Below are 16,622 nucleotides of genomic sequence, written 5' to 3'. Positions count from 1 at the left end.
CCGCCTTCCTGGACCGTCAAGCAATGGAAAGAATTGGCCAACGGAATGGCTTTGGCCGGCGCCTTCGCGTGCGCATCGACACGCGCCGATATGCGTACTGGAAGCGTCTCTTTCGTCAGTTAGAATCGGCCCGTCATTCCGAAAGAAAAATGAAACCTGGGAGCGCGACGCATGCGACGCGGCACGAACAAACTCAAACAACCTGCCTTCTGGGCCACCGCGACCGCTGCGACCATCGTGGCGCTGGGTCTTCTCGGCGCCACGACGTGGCGGGCCGATGCGGCGCGCATCACGCACGTGTCGCCGCAGGGCACCGTGGCGCAGGTCAGGCAGATCGTCGTCAAGTTCGACGAAGCGATGGTGCCGTTCGGCGCGCCCGACCTCGCGGCACCGGCCGCCGTGAAATGCAACGACGCCTCCGCGAGCGCGGGCCAGTCGCGCTGGATCGACGAGCGCACCTGGGCCTGGGACTTCTCCGCTGACCTGCCGCCTGGCGTCGCCTGTTCCGTGGACCTGAAGGACGGGCTGAAGTCGTCGGCGGGCAACGCGCTCACGGGCCCACGGCACTACGCGTTTCAGACAGGCGGTCCGTTCGTGCAGGACGTCGAGCCCTCCGGCGACGAGATCGAAGAAAACCAGGCCTTCGTGCTGAAGCTCAACGGACCGGCAACGGATGCCTCGGTTAAGCAGCACGTGTGGTGCGAGTCGAGCGGACTCGGCAACCGCATTCCCGTCACCAATGTGGACGCCGCCACGCGCACGGCGCTTTTGAAGCGCTTCCGTCTGCAAAAGGAAGCCGCGCGCGTGCTCACGCTGCAATGCCAGCAGGCCCTGCCTTCGGGCACGAAGGCGCAACTGGTCTACGGCAAGGGCGTGGCGAGCCCGAGCGGCATTGGCAACGACGTGGAACGCCGCTTCGACTTCAAGGTGCGCGAACCCTTCGCCGCGAGCTTCAGTTGCGAACGCGAAAACGCCAGGGCGCCCTGCACGCCGCTGCGTCCCGTGCGCGTGCAGTTCAACGCGCCTATCGCGCGCAGCGACGCCGAACGCCTCCGCCTCAAGGGACCCGACGGCGATATCAAGCCGACGTTCTCGCCCGACGACAAAGACCCGCAAACCAGCACCGTCGAATTCGCGGCGCCATTGCCCGAACGCGCCCAGTTGAGCGTCGTGCTGCCCGTCGGCCTCAAGGACGCGAGCGGCCGCGCGCTCAGCAATGCCGATCTGTTCCCGCTCAAGACCACGACCGGCCCGCTGCCGCCGCTCGCGAAATTCTCGTCGGGCACGTTCGGCATCATCGAACGCTTTGCCGAGCCCGACATGCCCGCGCTCGTGCCCGTCACGCTGCGCAACGTCGAGGCGGATCTCCACATTGCCGGCCTCAACGCCGGCAACGCGCAGTTCTCGAAGCTGCGCGTGGAAGCCGACAGCGACATTCGCAGCTGGATGCGCAACGTCGAGCGCTTCGACAACTACACGATGACGCGCAAGGAAATTGCCGAGGCGATGCCGAATCTGCTCGATCACAATCCGTATCCCGTGATCGTGAAGCCGCGCGCCGAAGCGGACGGCTCCAGCGAGGACGACCCGAAGAATCCCCGCATCGACGTGCGCTCGCTCTCGCTGCTCACGGGCCGCGCCAACATCGAAACGCTTTCGCTGCCGAAGGCCGATCCCAAGGCGCTGCGTCCGTTCGAAGTGGTGGGCGTGCCGGTGACGAAGCCCGGCTTCTACGTGATCGAACTGGCGTCGCCCGCGCTCGGTGCGTCGCTGCTGGGCAAACAGGCGCCCATGTATGTGCGCACCGCGGTGCTCGTCACGAATCTCGGCGTGCACTTCAAGCAGGGCCGCGAAAACAGCGCGGTGTGGGTGACGACGCTCGACAAGGGCCAGCCCGTGCCGAACGCCGATGTCCACGTGAGCGATTGCAACGGCGACGAAGTGGCTTCCGGCAAGACCAATGCACAGGGCGTGCTGATGATCGCCGGGCCGCTCGCGCCACGCGCCGAATGCGGCAACGACGCCTTTGGCGGCTTCTTCGTCTCGGCGCGCATCGACGACCCGAAGACGGGCCACGACATGGCATTCGTGCGTTCGGACTGGAACCGCGGCATCGAGTCGTGGCGCTTCAACGTGCCCACCGACACGAGCCTCGATCAGACCGTGCGCGCCCATACCGTGTTCGATCGCACGCTGCTGCGCGCGGGCGAAACGGTGTCGATGAAGCACCTGATCCGCGTCGAAACGATGCACGGCCTCGCCTTCCCGCAGACCTACCCGACGCGCGTCACCATCCGTCATACGGGCAGCGGCCAGACCTGGCACCTGCCGCTCAAATGGGCTGCCGACCACACCGCCGACTCGACCTTCGTTATTCCGGCCGCGGCCAAGCTGGGCGAGTACGAAGTCTCGCTCGACGACGGCAACGTGAATGCCGCATCGGGCGAGGCATCGGACCAGGCATCGAGCAACGCCGACGATAACAACGACAACAACAATGACAGCGGCGAAGGCGACGCCGTGCGCCACAGCTACACGTCGGGCAGCTTCCGCGTCGAGGAATTCCGGTTGCCCGTCTTCAAAGGCACGATCGCCGTGCGCGACGAGAAGGCCCACCCGCTCGTGGCCGCGAAGGAAGCGCCGCTCACGCTGCAGATCGAGTACACCTCGGGCGGCGGCGCGTCGGGCCTGCCCGTGCAGGTCTCCGCGCTCATTAAGAGCACCTCGCCCGCGTTCGCGGACACGTATCCCGACTACAGCTTCGTGCCCTACGTGAAGCGCAACGACAACGCGTCGTCCGACACGAGCGACGACGAAGACAGCGCATCGCAGCAATCCACCGACGACGGCTCGAAGCTCATCGCCGACAAGGAGCCCGTCACGCTGGACCGCAACGGGGCAGGCCGTCTCACGCTGAAGAACCTGCCGGCCGTGGATGCGCCGAAGCGTCTCGCGCTCGAAAGCACCTTCGCGGACCCGAACGGCGAAGTGCAGACCATCAGCGGCAGCGCCACGCTGTGGCCCGCCGCGGTGGTGGCGGGCGTGAAGTCGGGGCAATGGGTGTCGGTGGGCAACACGGTGCCCGTGAAGGCGCTCGCGCTCGACCTGCAAGGCAAGCCGCGCGCGGGCGTGCCGCTCGACGTGCACGGTATCGCGCGCATCACCATCACGTCGCGCAAACGCATGGTGGGCGGCTTCTACGCGTACGACAACCACACCGAAACGAAAGACCTCGGCACGCTGTGCAGCGGCAAGAGCGATGACCACGGCCTGCTCGCCTGCGACGCGAAGCTCAAGGAAGCGGGCAACGTCGACCTCGTCGTGACGGCAAAAGACGGCGACGGCAATGCGTCCACCGCGACCACTTCCGTGTGGGTCACGCGCGAGGAAGACCTCTGGTTCGGCGGCGAGAACACCGACCGCATCGACGTGCTGCCCGAAAAGACCGCCTACGAGCCCGGCGAAACCGCACGCTTCCAGGTGCGCATGCCGTTCCGCTTCGCGACGGCGCTCGTCGCCGTGGAACGCGAAGGCGTGATCGAAACGCACGTCGTGAAGCTGGACGGCAAAGACCCCACCATCGACCTCAAGGTGAACGAGGCGTGGGGGCCGAACGTGTACGTCTCCGTGCTCGCGCTGCGCGGGCGCATTCACGAGGTGCCGTGGTACTCGTTCTTCACGTGGGGCTGGAAGGCCCCCATCGAATGGGCCCGGGCGTTCTGGTACGAAGGGCGCCAGTACGAGGCGCCCACGCCGCTCGTGGACCTCTCCAAACCCGCGTATCGCTACGGCCTTGCGGAGATCAAGGTAGGCACGGCCGCGCATCGCCTGGCCGTCACCGTCACGCCCGATGCGAAGACCTACACCGTGCGCGGCAAGGCCCACGTCAAGCTGCGCGTGCAGATGCCGGGCGGCAAGCCCGCGCCCGCGGGCACGCAGATCGCCGTGGCCGCCGTGGACGAAGCCCTGCTCGAACTCATGCCGAACGACAGCTGGGACGTGCTCGACGCCATGCTCCAGCGGCGCTCCTACGGCGTGGAGACGTCGACGGCACAGATGGAGATCGTCGGGCGCCGGCACTTCGGACGCAAGGCCGTGCCCGCGGGCGGTGGCGGCGGACACGGCGCCACGCGCGAACTGTTCGACACGCTGCTGCTCTGGAACCCGCGCGTGACGCTGGACGCGAACGGCGAGGCGTCGCTCGTCGTGCCGCTCAACGACTCGCTCACGAGCTTTCGCATCGTCGCCATCGCCGCGGTGGGCGACGGCACGTTCGGCACGGGCAGCGTTTCGATTCGCAGCACGCAGGACCTGCAACTGATCTCGGGCCTGCCGCCGCTCGTGCGCGAAGGCGATCAGTTCCGCGCGCAATTCACCGTGCGCAACACGACGGCGCGCGCGATGAAGGTGGTGGTTACGCCGAACGTGCCAGGCCTCACACTCGCGCCGCAAACGGTCGACGTCGCCGCCGACTCCGCGCGCGAAGTAGCGTGGACCGTCACGCCGCCCGACGGTTTGTCCGAAGCGTCGCCCGCCGCGCTCGCCTGGAACGTGGCCGCCGCCGAACAGGGCGGACCGCACGCCAGCGATGCGCTGAAGGTCACGCAGCGCGTTACGGCGGCCGTGCCCGTCACCGTGCAGCAGGCCACACTCACGCAGGTGGACGGCTCGTTCTCGCTGCCCGTGGCCGCGCCGCCGAATGCGACCACCACGCAGGCCGGCGTGCCGCGCGGCGGCATCGCGGTCTCGTTGCAGCCGAAGCTCTCCGAAGGGCTGCCGGGCGTGCGCCGCTGGTTCGAGCGCTATCCGTACAGTTGCATCGAGCAGCAGACTTCGCGTGCGCTGGGCCTGAACGACGTGGCGCAGTGGCAGGCCGTGGTGGCGCGCATGCCGGTGTATCTGGACCGCGACGGTCTGGCGAACTACTTCCCGCCCTCGGACGACAGCGGCAACACGGGCAGCACCGCGCTCACGGCGTACCTGCTCTCGGTCACGGACGAAGCCGCGAAGCTCGACCCGCGCTTCGCCCTGCCCGACGACCTGCGTGCCAGGATGGAGAGCGGTCTCGCCGCCTTCGTGGAAGGCCGCCTCGAGCGCAAGTTCTGGGCGCCGCGCAAGGACCTGGACCTGCGCAAGCTCGCCGCCATCGAGGCGCTTTCGCGTCACGGTGCCGCGCGTGCCAGCATGCTCGATTCGATCGAGGTCGCACCGAACCAGTGGCCCACCTCCGCGGTGCTCGACTACTACGCGATCCTCTCGCGCGTGAAGGACATCCCGCAACGCGACGACAAGCTCGCGCAGACCGAGCAGATCATCCGCGCCCGCCTTACGTATCAGGGCACGCGCCTCACCTTCTCCACCGCGGACGGCGACGACCTCTGGTGGCTCATGACGGGCACCGAAACGAACGCGGCGCGCACGGCGCTCACGTTCGTCGATGCACCGGGGTGGAAGGACGAGATGCCGCGCCTCGTCGCGGGCCTGCTCGGCATGCAGAAGAACGGCGCGTGGCAGACCACGACGGCGAACCTGTGGGGTCTGCTCGCCGTGCAGCGTTTCTCGCGCGCCTTCGAAAGCGTGCCCGTGACCGGCCAGACGCGGCTTCAACTGGGCGCGACCACGAAGACGATCGCGTGGAGCCAGCCGGCATCGGCGGCGGCGAATTTCGCGTCCGCTACGGCGATCACGAAGACCGCGAACACGCGCAGCGTGTTGCTGCCGTGGCCGGCCGAGGCGCGCGGCGCGCCCGCCACAGCGCCCGGCGCGCTTTCGTTGACGCTCACGCAGGACGGCACCGGCAAGCCGTGGGCCACCATCGAAAGCCTCGCGGCGGTGGCGCTCAAGGCGCCGTTCGCCGCGGGCTATCGCATCACGAAGACGGTGACGGCGGTGGACCCCGCGGTGAAGGGCATGGCCAGAGGGACGTACACGCGCGGCGACATCGTGCGCGTGCACCTCGACATCGATGCCCAGACCGACATGACCTGGGTGGTCGTCAACGATCCGGTGCCCGCGGGCGCGACCCTTCTCGGCTCCGGCCTCGGCCGCGATTCGGAGGCCGCCACGCAGGGCGAACGGCAACAGGGCGACGCGTGGCCGGCATTCGTGGAGCGCGGCTTCGACGGTTATCGCGCCTACTACGATTACCTGCCGAAGGGGAAATTCTCCGTGGAATACACCATGCGGCTCAACAACGTCGGCACGTTCGGACTGCCGCCCACGCGCGTCGAGGCGCTCTACGCGCCCTCGACGTTCGGGGTGCTGCCGAATGCGTCGGTGGTCGTGCGGCCGGTGGCGCAGTGAAGGGGAAACGCGCGATGGGCGACGGGCGGGCAGTGGCGCGGCGCCTTGCCCACGCCACCCTCTGCGCGCTGCTCGCCGTTGCCGCGCCGCTCGCGCACGCCCTGCCCTCGTTCAACGACGTGCGCGCGCAGTGGCGCAGTTCGGACTGGCTGCTGCTCGCACGCGACGGCACGCCGCTGCAACGCACGCGCATCGACAAGACCGAGCGGCGCGGCGACTGGGTCGCGCTCGCGGACGTCTCGCCGGCGCTGCGCGAAGCGATCGTCGTTTCCGAAGACAAGCGCTTTTACGAGCACAGCGGCGTCGACTGGCACGGCGCCGCCGCCGCGGCCTGGGCGAATCTCTGGAACACGCGCACGCGCGGCGCGTCCACCGTGACGATGCAGCTCACGGGCCTGCTCGGCGACGACCCCCAGCATTCCGGGCAGCGGTCCGTCGCGCAGAAGGCGGGGCAGGCGGTGAGCGCGCTGTGGCTCGAACGCAGCTGGCGCAAGGACCAGATTCTCGAGGCGTATCTGAATCTCGTGCCGTTTCGCGGCGAGACGATCGGGCTCTCGGCGCTTTCGCTCACGCTGTTCGGCAAGGCGCCCTCGGGCCTCGACGAGCGCGAGGCCGCCGTGGCCGCTGCCTTGATCCGCGCGCCCAACGCGCCCTACGCCCGCGTGAGCGCGCGGGCCTGCCGGATTCTGCGCGACATGAAGGCGCCCGAACGCTGCGCGAATCTGGCGAGCTTCGTGCAGCTCGCGTTCGCGCGGCCCGCACCCGCCGTGCTCGCCGTTTCGCCCGAAGCCGACACGCTCGCGCCGCATTTCGCGCGGCGCATCGCGGCCGAAACGCGTCCGGCGGCCGGGGCACGCATCACGACGACGCTCGACGCCCGCCTTCAGCGCTTCGCCTCGGACACGCTCACGCGCACGCTCGTCGAACTCAACGCGCCGGCGCATCGGCGCAACGTGCACGACGGCGCCGTGGTCGTGCTCGACAACGCGACGGGCGACGTGCTGGCGTGGGTGGGTTCGTCGGGCGGGCTCTCGGGCGCGCGCGACGTGGACGCCGTGCTCGCGAGCCGCCAGGCCGGCTCCACGCTCAAGCCTTTCCTCTATGCCAAAGCCATCGACGAACGGCGCCTCACCACGGCCTCGCTGCTCGACGACGCGCCGCTCGACCTCGCCGCGGGCGGCGGGCTCTACATTCCGCAGAACTACGACAAGGACTTCAAGGGCTGGGTGAGCGTGCGCACGGCGCTCGGGTCGTCGCTGAACGTGCCCGCCGTGCGCACGCTCGTGATGGTCACGCCGCACCGCTTCGCCACCACGCTCACGGCGCTCGGCCTGCCGCTCACGCAGAGCGGCGACTACTACGGCTATTCGCTCGCGCTCGGCAGCGCGGACATCACGCTGCTTTCGCTCGCCAACGCGTATCGCGCGCTGGCCAACGGCGGCGTGGCGTCGCCCACGTATGACCTGCCGCGTCATCCCACTGTGCCGTACGCGACGGCGCCCGCCACGCCGCGACGCGTGTTCAGCGCGGGCGCGAGCTACATCGTGACCACGGTGCTCGCGGACAACAACGCACGCACCCGCACCTTCGGTTTCGACAGCCCGCTCGCCACGCGCTTCTTCTCGGCCGTGAAAACGGGCACGAGCAAGGACATGCGCGACAACTGGACGGTGGGCTTCACCTCGCGCTACACGATCGGCGTGTGGGTAGGCAATGCGGACGGCGAACCGATGTGGGACGTCTCCGGCGTGACGGGCGCAGCGCCCATCTGGGCCGCCGTGGCCGGCTACCTGCACCGTCACGTGCCGAGCGACGCGCCGCGCATGCCCGCGGGCGTCGTGGAGACGCGCATCGCGTTCGAGCAGAACGTGGAGCCCGCGCGCAACGAGTGGTTCCTGAGCGGCACGCAAACGCCGGTAGTGGGACTTGCAGCGGATGCGGCGGGCGCGCCGGCTGGAGCGCGTGGAACGTCGTCGGCTGGCGCGGCGCGAGGGGTGCATGCAGCGCAGTCGGTGCAATCGGCGCAATCGGCGCAACCAGGAAAGGGCGCGCCGCGCATCGGCTCGCCCACGGATGGCACGCTCTTCGCGCTCGACCCGGACATTCCCGCCACGCGCCAGCGCATCGTCTTCGAGCGCGAGAGCGGGTCGTCCTCGCGCAGCGCGTGGCGGCTCGACGGCAAGCCGCTCGGCCACGACGACCGCGTGACCTGGTTGCCGTGGCCGGGGCGGCACGTGCTGGAACTCGTGGATGCGAGCGGCACGAGCGTCGACGCCGTGCACTTCGAAGTGCGCGGCGCAACGGCGCGGCCGGGTTATGCCGCGGGCAATCGTGCAACGGGCAAGGCAGGCGCGCGTGCGACGGCGCCGGGTTCGGGCGGTGGGCAAAACCCGGCGCGCTCGGGTTCGCCCGGCGCGTAGCAAATGGGGTGGCCACCATCCGCGACAGGCGCGGGGAGGACGGCGAATCGTGCCGGGTCTGTATCGGCCGCTGTCACGAACGATGCGGACGGTCAACGCCGCGCCGTGGGAACCCAAACCCGAGCCTTGAGCGGCAATCCGTATATCCCGCGCGATCGCATGGCGAATCGTGCCGCGCCTGTATCGGCGACCGTCACGATGCGGACGGTTGATCCCAAGCGCTGAGCGCTAAACCGAATGAGCATCGCCCCGCGTTCAGTCCGCCTGCGCCACAGGCTGCGCCTGGGTGCCCTGCACCACCGGCGCCGCATTCGCGTTCTTGCCCTTCACACCAACCGCCGCCACGACCTGCTTCGCGATCGAATCGGCCAGCCGTTTCGCTTCGGCTTCGAACGTGTCGTGCTTCGCTTCGGAGACTGCGTGCAGCCCGCCGCTCGTCGCCACCGACGTCGCCAGGCTCCCCGCCGCCGCGCCCACGCCGCCCATGGCGACCATGCCCGGCGCCTTGCCGCTGTCCGCAGTGGCATCGAAGCGCTGCAACGGCGACAGCACGCCGCCTCGCGGCTGATACAGCAGTTGCACCGACGCCTCCACCTCGCTCTTGCCCGCGCCAAAGCCGATCAGCATGCGGCGGCTGCGCCGGCCGGCATCGAGCGTGTCGAGGCTGCCTTCGATCACGAGCACGCTCTTGCCGGGCGGCGTCGAAAGCGTCGAGGGCGGCACCGACGCGAGCACGGCATCGAGCCCCTTCGCCCGCAACTGCCGCACGAGTTCGCTCGCCACCTGGCCGCGCACCGCGAGCGCCTCGTTGTATTGCTGCTGCACCGCGGACGTCCCGCTGAACGACGCCTTCAACTGCCGGCTCAGGCTGTTGTCGAACTGGACGGTCGCCGTGGCCTCGTCGAACGGGTAGACGTAGATCACGTCGGGCCGCACGGGTGCGGGCGCGGCATAGGCCTGCACGCCGCTGATGCCCGAGGCGCAGCCGCCGAACGCGAGACACGCGGCCACGAGCGTCGCACTCGCCCAACGCCGCGCGCGGCGCACGGCCCATCCTGATGAAAATGACATCGGCATCTCGTTCCACCTGCCCTCGTTCACGCTGAAATAGCCGGCCCGTTCCCGTCGAAGGCGAAAGACAGGGAGAGGCCGGTGCGACTACCGTGACGGCGACGCCGGCGAGGCGCGCCGTGGTTCACGCGGTGGTTCAATCGTGCATCGCGGACTGACAGCTGTACATCGCGTACTGCCAGTTGTTCGTCGCGTGCCGCTATCTGTGCACCACGTACTGCCAGCTGTACACGCGCGTACCGCCAGTTGCGCATCACGCCAGTTGTTCACTGCGTGCCGCCCCTGGCGCACCGCGTACCGCTCAGGCCCAGTGCGGCGGAATCCACACGCCGCCCACCCAGTGGCCCGGTACCCAGACGGCGGGTCGAACCGCGGGCGCCACGTAGACGGTGGTCGGCGCGACGCCATAGGCGGTCTTCGCGGGAGCCGGCGCCATCACCAGCGGCGCCGGCGGAACGTAGGTGACCACCGGTGCCGGCGCCGCGTAGACGACGGGCGGAGGCGCCACGATGACAGGCGCGGCCACGACCGCGGTGCCGCGCAGCACCCACGTCGCGGCGCAAGCCGAGACGCTCGTCATGGCGAGCACGCCGGCCGTCGCCGCGAATGCAAGCTGACGCGAGAGGTGGTACGAGACGCGCGTCGTCCGTATCGCCGGATTCGAGGTCTGCGCCTTGCCTGCTAAACCGATACGGTTGATGAGAGATGAGAAGTTCACGGAACGTCCTTCAGTGTGTAGGCCGCGTGTCGAACGCGAAGATCGGCACGATCAACTCGATCGGCAAGCGCTGGAAACGCGGCGGGTTGCGGATGGCTGCCAATGTAGAAGAACGCTCGCGCGGAGTCTGTTGGAAATTCATGTCGTGCGGTTTCACGGCTTTTTTTGAGCCGCGTTTTTGAGGTGCGCTTTTTAAGGCATATTCCTAAAATGGAACAAAAATTCCATTTCACTGGATGATGCAATTTCCGTTGTACATCACTGCGGTCTTGTCTATGCTGAGGTCATACGTGCGCCCGCGCGGCGCGCGATGCACGCGGATGGACGACATCGCATCGTCCCGCAGCAGCCAATTACACGATCACAGGACCGGCCGATCAGGAGACACGCCATGCAAAGCTTCAGTCCCGCCGAATGCACGCCCGAAGCCGTGGTGGACGCCCTGCTCCACGGGCCGGGCGCAGTCCGCGTGCGCGGCCTCTTCAGTCCAGTTCAAGTGAGCGAAGCGCGCAGCGTCGTGATGGCCCATTCCGACGCCCGCGCACAAACCGTCACGCACTTTCAGGGCGAGGCCGCGCAGGCGGCGCGGCTGCATCTGCAACGCCGCGTGTGGAATCTGCTTGCAAAAGGGGACGTGTTTTCGCAGATGGCCGAGCAACCGCTGATCGTTGCCGCCATGCGCGCGTTTCTCGGCGAGGATTTCGTGATGGGATCGATTGCCGCAAACCGCATCCTGCCCGACGGCCCCGGCCAGGAACCGCACATCGACTACCCGTATTGGGATCTGCACGCGCCGCAGACGTTTCCCGTGGGCATCAACGCGAGCTTTCCGCTCAACGCGCAGGTGACCATTCCGCTCGATCCGTTCACGGCGCAAACCGGCGCCACCGCGTTCGTGCCGGGCACACAGCGCGACCTGCGCTACCCCGGCCCCGACGACCGGTTCTTCGAACGCTGCGAGCGCATGGAGGCGGACCCCGGCGACGCCATCCTGTTCTTCGGCGCCACCTGGCACTGCGCCATGCCGAACCGCAGCAACAGCGACCGCAGCGCCATCCTGATCCAGTACCTGCCGAAGTTCGTGAAGCCGATGGAAGACCTGCGCGCAATGGTGGGAGAGGCGTTCGTGAAACGCGCGAGCCCCACCATGCGTCAACTGCTCGGCCTCACGTACCCGTATCCGCAGAATCTGGACGACGTAACGGGCGCCGCCAACACCGAAGGACGCGTGAACGCGGCGAGGTACTGAGCCCTGAGGTACTGAGTCCGATAGCCGGCGCCGCTACTGCCCGCCGTCGAGCCGATTGACCCGGAAGTCCCCTGCCAGCGCGCCGGGACCGCGCTGTTCCATCAGGCTGCCGAACTCGTTCGAGATGCGCTTCAACGCATGCCGCTTGCCTTCCAGGCCGCGCTGCGTGAAGTCTTCGTAGGCGCCGTCGTCGAAGGAAACCGTCACCGACGCGCGGTGCCCTCCGTTTTCAAAGCCGATGTGCAGCGTGTGGTCCGGGCGTTCGTCGATATGAAAACCGATCGCGCGCGCTTCGAAGTAGCGGCCCAGCGTCTCGGCCACCTCTCTCATTTCGCCTGCCTGTACGTGAATGTTCATCGCGGCTCCGTGGTGACGAAGGGCGGCACCTTGCTTCTCGTCCTGCTTCTCGTCTGCTTCCCGTCTTTTATGCTCCGACGTCTTGCCGCCCAACAACGGCGTCGCGCTGCATGGTGCGTTCCTGCGAGCGGCGCCGTACATGGCGCAACGCGCGGAGCGGCCCTCTCAGCGCGAAGCATCCCGCCAGCAAGTCCGAATGCGGTGTAGTCAGACGTAAAGCGCTGTGCGCGGATTGAAATGTTTGCCCGCACGCTTGCAATAGTTGCGCACTCTTCTGAGGAATCGTGTTTTCGCAAGCGGCCGTTTCGCTGCGATGCAGCGTGTCCGGCGGCTTTCCAGCGTATTTCGGCGCGGACCGAAACTTGCTGCGCATCACCGCTTTCCCTTTGTTCGCCCGGCACGCATGCACGTCTGGCCGCCTGCGAGCCACGATTCCGCCTCCGATGCCTTTGCACACTGCCGCACCCGGCCCGCGCGTAGCCGATGCTCCACTACCCCTACGGACCGTGTCGCCGCCTCCGGCCCCCGTCATGCGTCGCCGCGCGCTGTGCGTCGCGCGCACCTGGCGGCCACGAACGATCGCTGCATGGCACACGGCCTTGCGCGGCCTGCGCCACGCAGCGGTGTGCCTCGCGTGTCTGTGGCCGCTTGCGCCGCACGCGGCCGGGCTCTCGCATGGCTTCGTTCCGTTGCCCCACGCCGTGGCGGCGTCCGCGGGAAAGGCCGGTCAGGCGCCGAATCCGCATGCGCAGCCGTCGCCGGTCGTGGCGGTGCCGCCCTCCGAGCTGTACGGCGACCTCTACCGCGAAGTCGAACTCGCACGCGTGTTTCCGGACAGCAAGACCTTCGCGGACATGGAGCCCACCGTGCCGCCGCAGCAGGTCATGGCGGCGTTCGCGCAATACCGGGCCCAGCATCCGGACGAAGCGGCATCGCAAGCAGCCGGTGCGTCGGGGTCCGCTGCTGCGGCCGCTGCCGTCGTTGCATCGAGCGCGGCGAAAGGCAACGGCGCGTCGTCCCCGCTCGCGCAGTTCGTCGCGCGCTATTTCACGCTGCCGGGGCGGCAGGCGAAAAACTGGACGAGCGATCCGAACCAGGACGTGACGAGCCACATCGATACGCTCTGGAACGTACTGCGCCGCAATCCCGACAGGGTGACGAACGCGTGGTCGTCGCTGCTGCCGCTGCCGAAGCCGTACATCGTGCCGGGCGACCGCTTCGACGAGATCTACTACTGGGACTCGTACTTCATCATGCTGGGCCTTGAAACGAGCGGGCGCCACGATCTCACGCGCGACGAACTCGACAACTTCGCCGCCTTGATCGACCGCTATGGCCACATTCCAAACGGCAACCGCACCTACTACCTGAGCCGTTCGCAGCCGCCGTTCTTCGCGCAGATGGTCGAACTCGTCGCGCAGCGCGACGGCGACGCGGTCTACCTGCGCTATCTGCCCGAACTCAAGGCGGAGTACGCGTACTGGATGGAAGGCAGCGCGAACCTCTCGCCCGGCCACGCGTCGCGACATCTCGTGCGACTGGCCGACGGTACGCTGCTGAACCGCTACTGGGACGAACGCGATACGCCGCGCGACGAGTCGTATCGCGAAGACGTGCTCACCGCGCAGGCCGTAAAGGGCCGCGAGCCCACTTCGCTGTGGCGCGACCTGCGCGCGGGCGGCGAAACAGGCTGGGACTTCAGCTCGCGCTGGTTCGCCGACGGCAAGACGCTTGCCAGCATCGAGGTGACGTCGCTCGTGCCCGTCGATCTGAACAGCCTGCTCTACCTGCTCGAACGCACGCTCGCGAAGGCGTATCGCGTGCAGGGCGATGCCACGCATGCCGAAAACATGGAGCAGCACGCACGCATTCGCGCCGATGCGATCCGGCGTCTGCTCTGGGACCCGCAATTGCGCGCGTTCGGCGACTACGACTTCGCGCGCGGCACGCTCACGCACCGGCTCAGCGCGGCGACCGTGTACCCGCTCTATGCCGGTGTCGCGACGCGGGAGGAAGCACGTAGCGTCGCCGAAACGCTGAAGACTGCGCTGCTGCGTCCGGGCGGACTCGCCACGACGCGCGTGAACACCGGCCAGCAGTGGGACGAGCCGAACGGCTGGGCGCCGCTGCAATACCTCGCCGTGATGGGGCTGCGCCGTTATGGCGAAGCGGAACTGGCACGCACGATCGCCACTCGCTGGATCCGTACGAACGTTGCGTACTACCAGCGCACCGGCAAGCTCGTGGAAAAGTACGACGTAGACGTGGCGAACCGCGTGGCGGGCGGCGGCGAATATCCGTTGCAGGACGGCTTTGGCTGGACCAACGGCGTGCTGCGTGCGCTCATGAAGCTCTACCCCGACGTGGCGCGCAACACACGACCCACCGACGTGCCCGAGGGACCGTCGGGGGTTTCGGCCGCGGCGTCGGCGGCGAGGCAGGCGCCGAAGACCTCGCACCGCTTGCAGGCGGCGCCCGCCGGGGCCGCCAAATGATCCCAATGAAAATCGCCGTGAACGACCTGCCCGAGGAATTCGCGAACCCTGTCTCGGCGCGGCCGCTGCACGACAGAAAAACGATGCGATGCAACGCGACCGAGAGCACCGTCCGGCATGGCTGTTGCTTGAAGCAATACGGGCGCCGCAGTGCGAAGCCCGCATGTCATGAAGGGCGGGCCGCCCTGACGTGGGCCGCCCTGACGCGGGCCGCCCCTGCGGCATTCTCGAGAGACGCGGTGCAATGGCAACGATCATGAGCGTCGGCAGCATCAACGCGGACTTTCAGGTGCGCGTGGATGCGTTGCCGCACAACGGCGAAATGGCGATGGGCCGGGAGTTCGCGAGACTCTCGGGCGGCACGGGTCCGAACGTGGCCCGCGCCGCGCAGTTGCTCGGCTTCGGCACGCAGGTGCTCGGCATGGTGGGCGACGACGACCTGGCCGACCAGGCACTGGGCCCGCTGCGCCGCGCGAACGTGGACGTCTCGCACGTGCGGGTGGCGCACGGTCACGCCACCGCGGTGGCCACCAATCTCGTCATGCCCGACGGCAGCCAGCACAAGGTCTTCGCGCCCAACGCAAGTGCGGCCTGGAGCGACGACGACCTCACCGCTGCGCGCACGGCCATCGACGCGCTCGCGCCCGACGACGTGCTCGTGGTGAGCTGCGACATCTCGGCGGCCGCGGTGACCTGCGCGCTGCAGGCCGCGGCGCGGCGCGGCCTTCGCGTGGTGCTCGATCCGGTACCGGGCGACCGCGTATCGACGCGCGCCGTGCGCAAGCTATGGGCGCACGTGTCGGCCGTCATGCCCGACGACACGGCGGCCAGCCGGATGAGCGGCGTGAGCGTCAGCGACGACAACAGCGCAGCGCGCGCTGCCCAGGTGATGCACGCACGCGGCGTCGCGCTCGCCTGCGTGCGGCGGGCGCATGGCGGCTGCGTGGCGGTGTTCGACGGCAACACGCTGTTCGTCGCGCCGCAGCCGGTCACGATCGTGGATACCTCAGGCGCCGACGACGCCTTTGCCGGCGCCCTCGCCGTTGCCCTTGCGGAAGAACGCGGGCCCCTCGATGCCGTGCTTTTCGCGGCGGCGGCTGCGCATCTCGCGCTCACGCGCTACGGCGCGCAGGCTTCGTGCGGCGAACGCGACGAGGTCGAAGCGATGCAGGCCACGTTGCGGCCCCTGGCGCGGTTGTATCGGTAGTGGCGGGCGTCGCGCTTTTGCGTGGCGACGTGGCAACGTGGCAACGTGGCAACGTCGAGGCATCGCGGCGTCGTATCGTTCGACGCGTTGATGCCCTCACCGCCGACACGCGCTCACTCGTCGTAGGCGGCCATGACGAGCCACAGGTCGCGCTCGCTGGTCTGCACGTGCGCCGCGAGCGCGTACGACGCGTGCGGATCGCACATCTCGCGCAGCAGGCTCTGCGCCGCTTCGCTGTTGCCGAATACGCGCTCGGATACGCGGCGCACTTCGTCCTTGCCTTCGAACATGCGGCGGTTGTGCTGGAACACGAGCGGTTGCTGCTTCCACTCGTTGAAACGCTCCTTCACGTGCGTGAAGTCGCCGCCGCACACGTTCGCCTGGTAGTGCGTGTGCGCGCTCTTCGGCACGCTGGGTGCACTGCCTGCGTCGGCGAGACGGGTTGCGTGAACGTCCCAGCTGTCGGGCCCCGAAAATGATCTGTCTTCCATGATGCCTCCCCACTGCGTGCTGCCCGCCGCCCGTCTTTCAGGTGATCGCCGGTGGGCGGAATGGCGGCGCAATCGGTGGTGCCGTGCTGTGTGGTGTGTGTGGCACGCGGCCGTGCAGCACGTGCTGCACGGTGGGTGCTGCCCTGTGGGGGCTACCCAGTCGGGGCCGCGAGACGCTGTTCGCGCCGTGCTGCGTCCGCCGGGTCGCCTCTGTCCTGCCGCGCCGATAGCATGAAAGCACGACGGTGTATCCGCGTGTGTTGTCCTACCCACGGAGGAACCCGAAATGCCCGCTCGCCTCGCCCACCCCA

9 protein-coding genes are annotated in these 16,622 nt (G+C 68.3%); 5 read left to right on the top strand and 4 right to left on the bottom strand.

Annotation, left to right across the window (positions count from 1 at the left end; all coding sequences use genetic code 11):
• The first annotated feature begins 171 nt into the window (after nucleotides 1-171).
• Both P2869_RS23790 and pbpC read left to right on the top strand, forming a co-directional pair.
• Nucleotides 172-6,303 (top strand): Ig-like domain-containing alpha-2-macroglobulin family protein, encoded by a 6,132-nt coding sequence (locus tag P2869_RS23790; RefSeq protein ID WP_277599753.1) that lies wholly within the window; start codon nucleotides 172-174, stop codon nucleotides 6,301-6,303.
• A gap of 14 nt (nucleotides 6,304-6,317) precedes the next feature.
• The gene (gene pbpC / locus P2869_RS23785; RefSeq protein ID WP_277599836.1) at nucleotides 6,318-8,723 is read left to right on the top strand and encodes a penicillin-binding protein 1C; all 2,406 of its coding nucleotides are present in this window, start codon (nucleotides 6,318-6,320) and stop codon (nucleotides 8,721-8,723) included.
• A 255-nt stretch (nucleotides 8,724-8,978) separates the two neighbouring features.
• Here pbpC and P2869_RS23780 read toward each other — a convergent pair whose 3' ends face one another.
• Complete coding sequence (locus P2869_RS23780) at nucleotides 8,979-9,794, bottom strand: DUF4410 domain-containing protein (RefSeq protein WP_277599752.1); 816 nt, start codon at nucleotides 9,792-9,794, stop codon at nucleotides 8,979-8,981.
• Between the two features lie 301 nt (nucleotides 9,795-10,095).
• Nucleotides 10,096-10,512 (bottom strand): hypothetical protein, encoded by a 417-nt coding sequence (locus P2869_RS31145; RefSeq protein ID WP_199541947.1) that lies wholly within the window; start codon nucleotides 10,510-10,512, stop codon nucleotides 10,096-10,098.
• Between the two features lie 391 nt (nucleotides 10,513-10,903).
• Between P2869_RS31145 and P2869_RS23770 the strand changes: the two genes are divergently transcribed.
• Nucleotides 10,904-11,761 (top strand): phytanoyl-CoA dioxygenase family protein, encoded by an 858-nt coding sequence (locus tag P2869_RS23770; protein ID WP_277599751.1) that lies wholly within the window; start codon nucleotides 10,904-10,906, stop codon nucleotides 11,759-11,761.
• 33 nt (nucleotides 11,762-11,794) lie between these two features.
• On the opposite strand, the gene P2869_RS23765 is transcribed toward P2869_RS23770, so the two are convergent.
• A complete protein-coding gene (locus tag P2869_RS23765; protein ID WP_277599750.1) occupies nucleotides 11,795-12,259 on the bottom strand; it encodes a hypothetical protein in 465 nt (154 codons plus the stop codon).
• A 389-nt stretch (nucleotides 12,260-12,648) separates the two neighbouring features.
• On the opposite strand from P2869_RS23765, the gene treF reads away from it, so the two are divergent.
• Together treF and P2869_RS23755 are read left to right on the top strand one after the other, a co-directional pair.
• The gene (treF, locus tag P2869_RS23760; protein WP_277599749.1) at nucleotides 12,649-14,613 is read left to right on the top strand and encodes an alpha,alpha-trehalase TreF; all 1,965 of its coding nucleotides are present in this window, start codon (nucleotides 12,649-12,651) and stop codon (nucleotides 14,611-14,613) included.
• A 256-nt stretch (nucleotides 14,614-14,869) separates the two neighbouring features.
• On the top strand, nucleotides 14,870-15,820 hold the full coding sequence (locus tag P2869_RS23755) for a PfkB family carbohydrate kinase (RefSeq protein WP_199541951.1): 951 nt from the start codon (nucleotides 14,870-14,872) through the stop codon (nucleotides 15,818-15,820).
• A gap of 113 nt (nucleotides 15,821-15,933) precedes the next feature.
• Here the strand turns inward: P2869_RS23755 and P2869_RS23750 are convergent, their stop codons facing one another.
• Complete coding sequence (locus P2869_RS23750; protein WP_346833757.1) at nucleotides 15,934-16,311, bottom strand: hypothetical protein; 378 nt, start codon at nucleotides 16,309-16,311, stop codon at nucleotides 15,934-15,936.
• Nucleotides 16,312-16,622 lie beyond the last annotated feature (311 nt).

This window comes from Paraburkholderia sp. SUR17 (assembly GCF_029536165.1).
Taxonomy (GTDB): Bacteria; Pseudomonadota; Gammaproteobacteria; order Burkholderiales; family Burkholderiaceae; genus Paraburkholderia; species Paraburkholderia kururiensis.
The sequence above is the reverse complement of the archived record's forward strand: the minus strand, read 5'-3'. Positions and strand labels throughout refer to the sequence as shown.

Bases quoted from the DNA above. Each gene is read 5' to 3' on its own strand.
- P2869_RS23790 (WP_277599753.1), top strand. From the start codon at position 172: ATGCGACGCGGCACGAACAAACTCAAACAACCTGCCTTCTGGGCCACC.
- pbpC (WP_277599836.1), top strand. From the start codon at position 6,318: ATGGGCGACGGGCGGGCAGTGGCGCGGCGCCTTGCCCACGCCACCCTC.
- P2869_RS23780 (WP_277599752.1), bottom strand. From the start codon at position 9,794: ATGTCATTTTCATCAGGATGGGCCGTGCGCCGCGCGCGGCGTTGGGCG.
- P2869_RS23770 (WP_277599751.1), top strand. From the start codon at position 10,904: ATGCAAAGCTTCAGTCCCGCCGAATGCACGCCCGAAGCCGTGGTGGAC.
- P2869_RS23765 (WP_277599750.1), bottom strand. From the start codon at position 12,259: ATGTACGGCGCCGCTCGCAGGAACGCACCATGCAGCGCGACGCCGTTG.
- treF (WP_277599749.1), top strand. From the start codon at position 12,649: ATGCGTCGCCGCGCGCTGTGCGTCGCGCGCACCTGGCGGCCACGAACG.
- P2869_RS23755 (WP_199541951.1), top strand. From the start codon at position 14,870: ATGAGCGTCGGCAGCATCAACGCGGACTTTCAGGTGCGCGTGGATGCG.
- P2869_RS23750 (WP_346833757.1), bottom strand. From the start codon at position 16,311: ATGGAAGACAGATCATTTTCGGGGCCCGACAGCTGGGACGTTCACGCA.